Genomic DNA, 12,260 nt, shown 5'->3' on the forward strand with positions numbered 1-12,260 from the left:
CAAACCTCAGCCCCGATTTTTACGATGCCCAAGGCCTCAAAACCCCTACTGATCTGCAGCCCTTGTGTATAGGGGTGGTGGGCTGCCCTATTTCAGCGCCTGTACCACCTCCTTTTTTGCTTCCTTCCGGCTGCCGTCAAAACCGTTGATGCCGCCCACAGTGGTGTACTTCATAACAAAACGCTTCCCCGGACGGGCCACCTGGTAGGCACTTTGACACATTACCGCAGCCTCGTGGAATCCCGACAGGATCAGTTTGAGCTTTCCGGGGTAGGTATTGACATCCCCAATGGCGTACACCCCGGGGATATTGGTCTGATAGTCGTAGGCATTGTTCACGCGGATCGCATTCTTTTCGATCTCCAGCCCCCAGTTCCCGATGGGCCCGAGCTTGGGCGACAGTCCGAAGAGGGGGATAAAGCTATCGGCCTCCACATAGACCTCCCCCCGTTTAGGGTCGTTATGGGCCACCACTACCGCTTCCAGGTGTTCGTCCCCATAGAGGCGGCTTACCTGGGCTTCGGTAAGCAGGCGAATACGGCCTTCGGCAGCCAGGGCAGCGGCCTTATCCACCGAATCCTGTGCCCCCCGGAATTCGTTCCGGCGGTGGACCAGGTGCACCTCGGCCGCAATCCCGACCAGGTGGATGGCCCAATCGAGGGCGGAATCCCCACCCCCGGCAATGACCACTTTTTTCCCGCGATAGGCCTCCGGGTCTTTGATCATATAGGCCACCCCCTTATCCTCAAAAAGTTGCAGGTCCGGAATCTGGGGTTTGCGCGGCTCAAAAGAGCCCAGCCCGCCAGCGATCACCACCACAGGGGCCCGGTGCGCTGTCCCCTTATCCGTGGTTACTATAAATTGGTCTTCGGCATCCCGATCCAGGGTTTCGGCCCGCTCCCCCAGGGTAAACCCGGGGCTGAAAGGACGAATCTGCTCCAGCAGGCGCTCCACCAGGTCGCCCGCCAGGATTTCCGGATAGGCGGGAATGTCGTAAATCGGTTTTTTGGGGTAGATTTCCGCACATTGCCCCCCGGGTTGCGGCAGGGCGTCTATCAGGTGGCAGCGCAGGCCCAGCAGGCCGGCTTCAAATACGGTAAACAGGCCGGTAGGGCCTGCACCTATAATTAGCAAGTCGGTTTGTATCATCTTAGGTTTTCCTCGTTTTGGGCCACCAGCCGGCTGGTTACCCGGTTCATCTCTTTTACTTTGGCCTGAAAGTCTCCCTGAAGGGTCCTGCGGTAGGCATGGAGGTTTTGTACCAGCTCGCTGATGTCGTCCGGGAGGATGGCCTCGAAAAACTCCCGGAGCCGCTTGGCCGTGGTAGGCGATTGCCCGTTGGTACTGATCGCGATTTTAACCTGTCCTTTGGTTACTATTCCCCCCATATAAAAATCGCAGAAAGGCGGGTTATCGGCCACGTTCACCAGGATATGCCGCTGCCGGCAATCCCGGTAAACCTGCGTATTGACCTCGGGCCGGTCGGTGGTGGCAATGACCAGGTGTTTGCCCTGCAGGTAGCCGGGGTGGTATTCACCAAAGACCAGGTTGGCCCGGTACCCCTCGGCCAGGGTCCGGGTGTCCTCCCGGAAGAACGGGGCCACCAGGGTTACCCGGGCGTCCGGGCTGGATTTGGTCAAAAAGCGAAGTTTTTCCTCCGCTACGTATCCTCCGCCCACAATTAAAATCTCCAGCTGTTGGGCCTTCAGGAAGATGGGATAAAGCGTATTTCGTTTCATATAGATTCAAGGGTTTGGGGCATCCGGAAGGTAGAGGGCCATACCTCCGGCACGGGATGCCGGCTTTTCCGATATTTTTTCACTACGGTACCGGCCACGATTACAGCGGGGTTTTGCAGCCCGGCTGCTTCAACCTGCCGGGCGATGGTGGCCACAGTGCCTACCACCATACGCGAAGCCGGGGTACTGCCTTCCTGAATCACCGCAACGGGGAGCCCGGACTTCCCGCAATCCGAAAAACAGGCCATGATCTCGGCAATTTTGGACATCCCCATCAGGATGACCACCGTGGCAGAGGAACGCGCTGCAAGTGCAATGTCAGCACTCATGCGGTGGGCCCGGGTGGTTCCCGTCAAAACCCAAAAACTTTCGGCTTCTCCCCTCAGGGTCATGGGGATATGTTGCAGGGCAGGGACCGCCAGGCTGGAGGACAGGCCGGGAACCACTTCCACAGCCATGCCATGGGATACCGCATGATCCAGCTCTTCAGATCCCCGGCCAAACACAAAGGGGTCACCGCCCTTGAGGCGCACCACGTGTAAGCCCTGCCGGCCACGGTGGGCAATCAGGTCGTGAATCTGGGGCTGCCTGTAAGCCACACACCCTTTTCGTTTGCCCACAAACAGGTGTTCGGCCTGGGGGGCGTAGGCCAGGAGTTCCTTTGCCACCAGGGCATCGTAGAGCACCACATCAGCCGTACCCAGCAGGCGTACCGCCTTCAGGGTGATCAGCTCCGGATCGCCCGGGCCAGCCCCAATCAGGGTGAGTTTGCCCCTACCCGGCATAGCGTAGGTTGTTTTGGCGGAAGGTTTCTGCCAGGTCCAGAAAAGCGGCCGCTTGCTTCAGGTAGCGCGAGGCGAAATCCGCCTCCGGGGCGTGCTGCTGAATCGCCAAAACCGAATCGCGGAAAGGTTGAACCCCGAAGGGTTTGTCCTGGCCGGTGAAATGTAAATCAAAGTCTTCCAGGATACCGGCATGGGTATTGGTCGTAACCCCTTCCCCGGTAAGCAGGGCCTTGGCGGTATGGATCTGGGCACTGTAAGCATGGTACAGTGCTGCCGCCCACTTTTCTCCGGCCAGGGCCTGCCGGGCCTCTTCGAGCTTTTCCCGCCCTTCCAGCAGCAAGGTGGCCACCAGGTCAATCACCACCCCGGCGCATTCCCCCACGCCAATGGCTTTCTCGTATTTCTCCCGCGCGCCCCAGTCGATAAAGTCCTCATCGGTCAGGGTAGCCGTATCTGCCAGCGATTTCAACAGGGCATAGAAATACTGTTGCCCCCGGGCCTGGTAATAGGTGTGGTAGGCCTGCCCCTGCCCGTGGGCCTGATAGTCGTCCAGGATACGGCGTAAGGCATCCGGGCCCCTCCGGGAGGGGACTTTGATCACCTTATCTGCAAATAAACCTTGCCCCCCACCCAGGTTACCCCCGCCCAGGAGCACCTGCAGGGCCGGCGCAACCCGCTTATCCGGGGTGCGAATGGACATTCCCTGAAATCCGATGTGCGCCATGGTGTGCTGCCCGCAGGCATTCATACACCCGGAAATCTTGATGACCACATCAGGATTGGATTGAAAATGGGGGTATTCGGCTTTTAACAGGCGCTCCAGTTCCGCGGCAATACCCGTACTGCTGGCAATCCCCAGGTTACAGGTGTCGGTGCCCGGGCAGGCGGTGATATCCGCAGCACTCTGGTAGCCCGGTTCAGCCAGGCCCAGAGCCTTAAGGCGCTCATAAAAATAGGGCAGCCAGCGTTCCTTTACATAGGGAAGCAGGATATTCTGCCTCAGGGTCAGCCGCAGCTCCCCGGCTGCATAGCGGGAAGCAAGGGCCGCAAGAGCCCGGGCCTGTTCTGTGGAGAAATTCCCGAGCTTGACCTTTAAGCCCACGGCCACATATCCGGGTTGCCGCTGGGGTAATACATTATTCTGCTTCCAGGCCTGGTAGGCACTGGGATTTTCCACTGTCGGGATTTCCGGTGCCTGCACCGCGGGCACCGGTTTGGGATACGTTTCCGTATCGATGGGATATACGGGATACGGCAGGGCAGGCCATTCTTCCCGGATGCGCTCCCGGAAGGCTTCCAGCCCCATTTCCTTCAGGAGGAATTTCATCCGGGCCTTGGCCCGGCTTTTCCGTTCCCCATGACGGTCAAAAACACGGAGGACGGCTTCCATAAGGGGAATGATCCGGTCTGCTTCCAGGAATTCGTACAGCACATCCGCATGCCTGGGCTGTGCCCCCAGCCCACCGCCAATCAACACTTTAAATCCGCGCTGGCGCCCCTGTATACGTGCCAGGAAGCCCAGGTCGTGCATATAGGAAAGACCGGTATCGGCATCGCTTCCGGAAAAAGAGACCTTGAATTTCCGGCCGAGTTCCTGCCCCACAGGATTGCGAAGGAAATATTCAAACACCGCCTGGGCATAGGGCGAAACGTCAAAGGCTTCCTGCGGGTCAATACCGGCCGTTTCACTGGCCGTTACATTGCGGACCGTATTGCCGCAGGCTTCCCGAAGGGTTACCTGGTCTCTTTCCAGTTCAGCCCAAAGCTCCGGGGTGCGGTCCAGGTCTACATAATGGATCTGCAGGTCCTGCCGGGTAGTAATATGCAATTTCCCAGTGGAGTATTCATCCGATACCTGGGCAATGCGCTCCAGTTGAGTGGCCCGGAGTTTGCCATAGGGGATTTTGATGCGGATCATCTGCACCCCCGGCTGCCGTTGCCCGTAAACCCCGCGGGCCAGGCGCAGACTCCGGAATTTTTCCGGGTCCAGCTGCCCTTCCCGGAACAGGCGTATTTTGCGTTCGAGCTCCAGGATATCCCGTTCCACTACGGGGTTTTCGATTTCAGTTCGGAAGCTATTCATTCTATCTTTCCTATAGATTATATAGATTTATAAATAAAAGTATACCGTTATTCCCTCTCCCCTGATAACCTAGGTGTGCAGGCCGCACTCCCGGTGGGCCAGCACCTTTGTGGGGTCGTAATATTTATGTTCGTTGGGAAGGCCATGGCGGGACAGGTAGCCATCCAACCGGGCATCGCTCCAGTAGTAAAAAGGCGAAACCTTCAATACCCCATCGGCACTCAGACTCATGATATCCAGGGAATCCCGGTGGGCGGTCTGCCCTTTGCGCAAGTTGGTAAACCACACGTCTGGTTTGTGTTCCTGCATGGCACGGCGGAAAGGCTCCAGCTTTACCTGTTCGGTAAATTCCGCATGCCTGGGGTCCTCAATATCGGGTATCCCAAGCGTGGCATCCCGGTGGGCCGCCGTTTGTTTGGGGATATACGGCCGAATTTTCAAATCCAGCCGGCGTATCAATTCCTCCGCGTGGCGGTACGTCTGGGGAGTGTTATAGCCGGTGTCGCACCAAATCACAGGCATGTTTTCCTCAACCTCGGTTACGGCATGCAGCAGGGCCACTTCATACGGGCGAAAGTTCGTGGTGATTACCGGTCGTTCAGCCCGTTCCACAGCCCAGGAAATGATCTCTTCCGGGGGGATACCCTTGAGGTGCTGGTTCAGGTGACGGATGTGTGCAGGATCCCAGGACATAATATTCCTATTAATTTACTAGAGTATTCAAAACTACACTTCTTTTTCGGATGTAACTCAACAAAATCGTTAAAAATCACATAAACCCTATTGTTTTAGTAGATTTATAAGAAACAGACTGAGTTTTTATAAGATCGGCAACCCCGGAAGCTCATTAAGGGTTTATAGGATATCGGCCAGGGAGTTGTTGCGGTAGACCTCTAAAGCGCTGTCCCGCACCTGCAGCATGAGCTTGTTTACAGAGCAACGCGATTCGTCCGGACAGTCCGCACACTTCTCATAGAAATTCAGGCTTACGCAGGGCACCATGGCAATGGGCCCTTCCAATACCCGCATTACACTGGTCATTGGGATATCCGCCGGGTCCTTGATCAGGTAGTATCCCCCGCCCTTGCCCTTGCGCGACCCCAGGAAGCCGTTTTTGCGAAGGGTAAGCAGGATGCTCTCCAGGAATTTCTGGGATATGTTTTCGGCCTTGGCGATCTCCGCGATCTGCACGGGTTGCCGATCCGGTTGGGAAGCCAGGTAGGAAAGTGCTTTAAGGCCGTATTTGGTCTTCTTGGACAGCATAGTACGAAGATAGGAAAAATGGAGATGCTAGCCGCCGATGCTATCCAGGGCCTGCCCCAGGTCCGCACAGATATCTTCGGGGTGCTCCAGGCCCACAGAAATCCGTACCATCCCGTCCGTAATCCCGCTTTCCGCCCGTTCGGCAGGGCTCAGCTTGCTGTGGGTGGTAGAGGCCGGGTGGGTCACGATACTGCGCGTATCCCCCAGGTTGGCCGAGAGGGACAACAGCCGGATGTGGTCAAAAAAGGTGCGCCCCCCATCCACGCCCCCTTCTACCTCGAAGGCCACCACACAGCCGCCGGCCTTCATCTGCTTTTTGGCCAGGGCAAATTGGGGGTGACTCTTCAGGAAGGGGTATTTCACCCAGTTAACCCTGGGGTGAGCCGAAAGAAATTCCGCCACCTTCAGGGCATTCTCGCAATGCCGGTCTACGCGTACCGCAAGGGTTTCCATGCTTTTTGACAGCAGCCAGGCATTAAAGGGGGAGAGGGCCGGGCCGGTAATACGGGCAAACCGGTAAATCCGGTCGATCAGGCCTGCAGGGCCCACAGTTATCCCGGCCAGCACCCGCCCCTGCCCGTCCATTAGCTTGGTGCCGGAGTGGATCACCAGGTCTGCCCCGAAGCGGATGGGTTGCTGCAGGTAGGGCGTGGCAAAGCAATTGTCTATCACCAGCAGCAGCCCGTGCTTGCGGGCGATCTGCCCCAAAGCCTCCAGGTCCAGGACATCCACTGCGGGGTTAGTGGGGCTTTCGGCATAGAGGATGCGCGTATTGGGCTGGATAAGTCCCTCGATCTCCTCCAGGCGGTCGTGGCGGAAATAGGAATGTCCGATGTTCCATTTGGGGAAGATCTGGGTCAGCAGGGTATGGGTCGACCCGAATACGGACCGGCTGGCCACCACGTGGTCCCCGCTGTCCAGCAGGGCCGCAAAGGTGGAGAACACCGCCGCCATTCCGGAGGCAAAGGCAAACCCGGCCTCGGCGCCTTCCATCTGGCAGACCTTCTGGATCCACTCGGAAGTATTCGGGTTGGAATAGCGGGAGTAGATGGTGCGGTCCTTTTCCTCCGCGAAGGAGGCGCGCATATCCTCGGCATCCTCAAAAACAAAGCTCGAACTCAGGTACATGGGCGCAGAGTGCTCCATAAAGTCGGTTCGGGGAATCTGGGTGCGGATGGCGTCGGTCTCGGTGCGGTGTTGCTTTTTCATGCCTGATAATTGGTTACGGTTACACGTTATGCCCCTGCTGGGCAATGCGGAGGATATCGCCGAATACCCCTCGGGCGGTTACGGCGGCTCCGGCTCCGGCCCCCTGAATCACCAGGGGGTGCTCCCCATAGGATTCGGTATAGATCTCGATCAGGGAATCTGCCCCCTTCACCTGCCCCAGGGGGCTGTCTGCAGGCACTTCGATCAATTTAACTTCCAGGACGCCCCGGTCTTGTTGCAGGTCCCCGGAGAGGTCCCCCACATACCGGAGCACATGCCCGGGCTGCAGCCGGCGGCGGCGCGCTTCAAATTCCCGGTCCAGGCTTGCGGCCTGTTCCAGGAATTGCTCCCGGCTGCCCCCGCGCATCCCTTCGGGGATCAGGTTTTCCACGGCAACATCTTCAAATTCATTCTGCAGGTCCAGCTCGCGCGCCAGGATCAGCAGCTTGCGGCCCACATCGTTCCCGGAAAGGTCTTCGCGGGGGTCGGGTTCGGTATACCCTTTCTCCACGGCTTCCCTCAGAATCTTGCTAAAAGGGGCCCCGGACGCGGAGAAGGTATTGAAAATATAGCTCAGGGAACCGGAGAAGACCCCCCGGATGCGGGTAATATTCTCCCCGGAAAGGTGCAGCAGGGCAATGGTATCGATCAGGGGGAGACCCGCCCCAACATTGGTTTCGTACCGGTATTGTTTCTGCCTTCCGGCCAGGGCCCGCCTCAGGTTGCGGTAAAATTCATATCCCAGGGTATTGGCAATCTTGTTGGAGGAAACCAGGTCAAACCCATGCGCCACAAAATCCAGGTAGCGGGAAACAAAGGTTTCACTGGCCGTATTGTCCACGGCAATCAGGTTTTCCAGGTGGTGGGCCCTGGCAAAGTCAAAGACCTCTTGCAGCTGGTACCCGTCCGGGGCATCCTGCAGGCGGTTTTGCCAATTGGCTCCCGCCCCGTCCCGATCCAGTAAGAGCCGGCGCGAACCGGCCAGGGCGAATATGTTCAGGCGAATGCCCTGGCGGCGCTCAATGCTTTCGGCCGAGGCCAGCAGCTGGTCTACCAGGGTACCCCCTACCTGCCCCACCCCGAAGATGGCCAGGTTCACCTTCTTGCTGATGCCGAAAATCTGCCCGTGGATCACATTCAGGGCTTTGAGCATATCCGCCTTTTGAACCACCAGGCTCACGTTTTTCCCCGTTACGGCATTGTTGAACAACAGGGGAACTACCTGGTTGCGGATCAACGCGTTGTAGGGCTTGTGGAAGGTGCTCAGGTCCTGGCCAACAATCGAGATGACAGCCACATCCGAGGTGATATGGATACGGTTGATGTCGCGCCTGCGGAAATCCTCTTCGAACTCCGCCTCCAGGGCAGCCCTGGCCCGTTCAGCCATATTGGCCTTCACCACCAGGCCGATGCCCCGCTCGGAGGAACCCTGTGAAATAATGCCCACGCTTACCCCGCTCTGGCCCAGGGCCCGGAAGATCCGGGCATCCACGCCCACCTTCCCAAGCAGCCCCCGCCCCTCCAGGTGGATCAGGGCCTCCTGTTCAATGACGGACAGGGAACGGATGCCTTCGGGGCTGGGCCGGGCACTGATCAGGGTCCCTTCGTTGTCGCCGTCAAAGGTGTTGAGGATGCGCAAAGGGATGTTCTTTTCCAGCAGGGGGATAATGGTCTTGGCGTGGAGGATGGTAGCCCCGAAATTGGCCAGTTCATTGGCCTCGCTGTACGATAGTTGCCCGATGCGGCGCGCGTCCGGCACCAGGTCCGGATTGGCCGTAAAAATGCCATTGACATGGGTGTAGTTCTGCAGCTCCTCCGCATTCAGGTAATTGGCCAGCAGGGAGGCGGTATAGTTACTGCCGTTGCGCCCCAGGGTAGTGGTCTCCCCCTGGGCGTTAGATGCGATAAAGCCGGTTACCACCGGAACGGCATCCGGGGGCAATTCCCTGAACACCGCATCGGCGCGCTGGCGGGAGGCTTCATCGTCTACACGGGCGTTGCCAAAGGTGGAATCCGTAACCAGCAGTTCCCGCGCATCCGCCATAACGGCCTTCACCCCGCGCTGCTGCAAAAGGCCGGTTACCAGGCGGGCCGAAAGCAATTCGCCCTGCGCCAGGACCAGGTCCTTGGTTTTAGGGCTGAAATCCCCCAGCAGGCGGACCCCCTCCAGCAATTGGGCCAGGGTTTGGAAGGCATCGTCCGGGATGGCCCCGTTAAAGGTGTGCCGCTGGTAGGCTTCGAAGGCTTCCAGGGCTTCCTGAAACGGTTTGCCTGCAGCCGCCTTTTCCAGCAAGGCCTCCAGTTGGTCGGTAGCCTTTTCCCGGGCGGATAGCACCACCAGCAGGCGCTCGCCCCGGGCCGCTTTGTCCGAAATAATTTTTAGTACCCTTTCCAGACCCTCCCCGTTGGCCAGGGATTTCCCGCCGAACTTCAGCACCTTCAGGCCCTGGGCCTGCCCTTCGGGTTGGAAAATGGGGCGCAGCAGCTCCTCCATCTGCTCAAATTCGATCAGGAAGGCATCGTGCCCGTGCACGGATTGGATCTCCCCGTAGGTGACCTTGCTGCTGGCCTGGGCCAGTTGCTTATAGGTCTCCTTGTTCTCACTGGCGGTAAAGAAGAGGTCAGAATCTACCCCGATAATGTGGATGTGGGTACCGGATTGTTCCAGGGCCTGGAAAACCCCATCCCCGCGCCGGGTGATATCGATGGTTTTCAGCAACTGGTTGGTCAGTTTATAGGCTGCCAGCTGGAAGCGTTCTTGCAATTTCTTGCCGTGGTGCAGCAGCCAGCTCTCCACATTAAAGACCTGCAACTCCTCATTGGTGCTGCGCTTAAAGCGCTGTTTAAAGGACTCCGGGGTACGGTAACAAAGCATGGCATGCATACGGGCATCGTGCACCGGTTGCTTGGAATTGACCAGGAATTGCTCCTGGATCTGGCAGTTGGCAATAAGCCAGTCCGTGGATTTCCAATCGGAGGCCACCGGGATCAGGTGCCGGGCCAGGTCCGGGCGCAGGGCAGCCATTTCCCAGGCAATGCCCCCCCCAAGGGACCCTCCTACCAGGGCAAATAGCTCTGTAATTCCCAGCGTATCCAGGCCCTGCAGGAAGATGCGGGCAATATCCCCCGCCACAAAATCCTTGTAATTTTCAATCAGGTAGCCATCGTATCCGTTGCCGGGTACGTTAAAACACAACACCGTGTAATGCCCGGTATCGATACATTTACCGGGGCCGACCAGGGATGTCCACCAGCCGTCCGGCCCGGCCACGTTCGAATTCCCGGTAAGGGCGTGGTTCACCAATACCACGGGCGCCTCCCCCAGGGGTTGCCCGAATATCTCGTAGGAAAGGGAAATAGGCTGGGTCACCCCGCTCAGGGTGGTATAGGTTTCCAGTTGGATCTGTTGCAAAGGCTTCGCTTCCATAAACATGCAGGCCGGGCCACGGGGCCTCGGATATTTTAAAATACAAAAAGCGTTATGAAGAGAAGCAAAAGGGGCGATAGCCGGGTTGTTATCTGCCCCGGCCATGGCCGGGTTAGAACGTAGCACCTTCTTCAGGCAGGCTGAAGGGTTGCTAAGGCTTCACAGGGTCTATTCCCTCCGCCTTTCTTGATAACGGGTCAGTAAAACAGTGAACGTTTCGGGACAAATATAGGGATGCCGGGAAAAAATCCCCCATCCGCCCTGGAATTTTTACAGCCCAAAGGCCGTTTTTACCGCTTCCACGGCGTCGAGTTTTTCCCAGGTAAAGAGTTCCACCTCCCGTTCGACCCGCCCGTTATAGGGCGATTCGAACACCTTGGATACCGTGCGGGGTGCCTTACCCAAATGCCCATAGGCGGCGGTCTCCCGGTAAATGGGGTTGCGCAGCTTCAGGCGTTGTTCAATGGCAAAGGGGCGGAAATCGAAAAGCTCTGCCACTTTCCGGGCAATGTCCCCGTCCGAAAGGCCGACGCGGGCCGTGCCATAGGTGTTGACGTATATGGAGGTGGGTTCCACCACCCCAATAGCATAGCTCACCTGCACCAGGATCTCGTCCGCCACCCCGGCGGCTACCAGGTTTTTGGCGGCATGGCGTGCGGCATAGGCTGCGCTGCGGTCTACCTTGCTGGGGTCTTTCCCGCTGAAGGCCCCGCCCCCATGGGCGCCTTTACCCCCATAGGTATCCACCACAATCTTGCGCCCGGTGAGGCCGGTGTCCCCGTGGGGGCCCCCAATCACAAATTTACCGGTAGGGTTGATGTGGTAGGTGATGTCTTCCCCAAACAACTGCTGCAGGCGCTCGGGCAGTTGCCCGATGACCCGCGGCATCAGCAGGGCTTTCATGTCTGCCTCGATTTTGCGGAGCATTGCGGCCTCATCCGCATCGAAGGGGTCGTGCTGGGTGGAAATCACGATGGTATCCACCCGTGCAGGCTGGTGGTCGTCTGTGTATTCCACGGTCACCTGGGCCTTGGCATCCGGGCGCAGGTAGGCCATCCCGGTTCCCTCCCGCCGCATGGCGGCCAGTTCCTGCAAGATGATATGGGCCAGCTCCAGGGCCACGGGCATATAGTTGTCGGTCTCCCGGCTGGCATACCCGAACATCATCCCCTGGTCTCCGGCGCCCTGCAGTTCCTTGGCCCCGCGGTCCACCCCCCGGTTGATGTCCGGCGATTGCTCGTGGATCAGGGAAATCACCCCGCAGGAATCCCCGCTGAACTGGTATTCCCCCTTGGTATACCCAATCTCGTTGATCACCTCGCGGGCAATCTGCTGCAGGTCTACGTAGGTATGGCTCTTGACTTCCCCCGCCAGCACCACTTGCCCGGTGGTAACCAGGGTTTCGCAGGCCACTTTGCTCTCCGGGTCAAAGGCCAGGAAATTATCGAGCAGGGCATCGCTGATCTGGTCCGCAATTTTATCGGGATGGCCCTCGCTAACGGATTCCGAGGTGAACAGGTACGACATGGTATAAACTTTTAGGGACAGCTGACTGTTTACAGGTGCTTTACAGTCCCGCGGTCCCCAAAGGGGGAGGCGGTAAAAACTGCTTTAGCATTTTTGGCGGCTGGCGTTTGGCCGGCCCGAGGTTGCAATCAGTCAAATCTTTCCTCGCGTTTTGCGCAGGCAAAGGTACGTAAATCAATGAAAAGAAAAACGCGGAAAACGGCCTTTTTTACCGGCCGAAATGCCCC

The 12,260-nt window shown here is 58.1% G+C and carries 9 protein-coding genes and 1 riboswitch; all 9 genes read right to left on the minus strand.

All coding sequences use genetic code 11. From position 1 onward, the window contains the following. Positions 1-87 precede the first annotated feature (87 nt). Positions 88-1,149, minus strand: a complete 1,062-nt coding sequence (locus tag OZ410_RS01185) for an NAD(P)/FAD-dependent oxidoreductase (RefSeq protein ID WP_277706083.1) — start codon at positions 1,147-1,149, stop codon at positions 88-90. Further along, entirely contained in the window at positions 1,146-1,739 is a 594-nt protein-coding gene (locus OZ410_RS01190; RefSeq protein ID WP_277706084.1) for a precorrin-2 dehydrogenase/sirohydrochlorin ferrochelatase family protein, read from the minus strand. The genes OZ410_RS01185 and OZ410_RS01190 overlap by 4 nt, the downstream gene beginning before the upstream one ends. Next, positions 1,736-2,524, minus strand: a complete 789-nt coding sequence (gene cobA / locus OZ410_RS01195) for a uroporphyrinogen-III C-methyltransferase (protein WP_277706085.1) — start codon at positions 2,522-2,524, stop codon at positions 1,736-1,738. Before cobA ends, OZ410_RS01190 begins: the two co-directional genes overlap by 4 nt. Continuing rightward, on the minus strand, positions 2,514-4,607 hold the full coding sequence (locus OZ410_RS01200; RefSeq protein WP_277706086.1) for a HEPN domain-containing protein: 2,094 nt from the start codon (positions 4,605-4,607) through the stop codon (positions 2,514-2,516). Before OZ410_RS01200 ends, cobA begins: the two co-directional genes overlap by 11 nt. A gap of 69 nt (positions 4,608-4,676) precedes the next feature. Beyond that, on the minus strand, positions 4,677-5,300 hold the full coding sequence (locus tag OZ410_RS01205) for a phosphoadenosine phosphosulfate reductase domain-containing protein (protein WP_277706087.1): 624 nt from the start codon (positions 5,298-5,300) through the stop codon (positions 4,677-4,679). A 162-nt stretch (positions 5,301-5,462) separates the two neighbouring features. Then, entirely contained in the window at positions 5,463-5,870 is a 408-nt protein-coding gene (locus tag OZ410_RS01210) for an RrF2 family transcriptional regulator (protein ID WP_277706088.1), read from the minus strand. A 27-nt stretch (positions 5,871-5,897) separates the two neighbouring features. Continuing rightward, complete coding sequence (locus tag OZ410_RS01215) at positions 5,898-7,079, minus strand: trans-sulfuration enzyme family protein (protein WP_277706089.1); 1,182 nt, start codon at positions 7,077-7,079, stop codon at positions 5,898-5,900. Positions 7,080-7,098: 19 nt separating this feature from the next. Beyond that, the gene (thrA, locus tag OZ410_RS01220; protein WP_420917738.1) at positions 7,099-10,512 is read right to left on the minus strand and encodes a bifunctional aspartate kinase/homoserine dehydrogenase I; all 3,414 of its coding nucleotides are present in this window, start codon (positions 10,510-10,512) and stop codon (positions 7,099-7,101) included. A 79-nt stretch (positions 10,513-10,591) separates the two neighbouring features. After that, positions 10,592-10,702, minus strand: a riboswitch (SAM riboswitch). A gap of 74 nt (positions 10,703-10,776) precedes the next feature. Beyond that, complete coding sequence (metK, locus tag OZ410_RS01225; RefSeq protein WP_277706091.1) at positions 10,777-12,033, minus strand: methionine adenosyltransferase; 1,257 nt, start codon at positions 12,031-12,033, stop codon at positions 10,777-10,779. Between the last annotated feature and the right edge of the window lie 227 nt (positions 12,034-12,260).

Source organism: Robiginitalea aestuariiviva, from assembly GCF_029537735.1.
GTDB lineage: Bacteria > Bacteroidota > Bacteroidia > Flavobacteriales > Flavobacteriaceae > Robiginitalea > Robiginitalea aestuariiviva.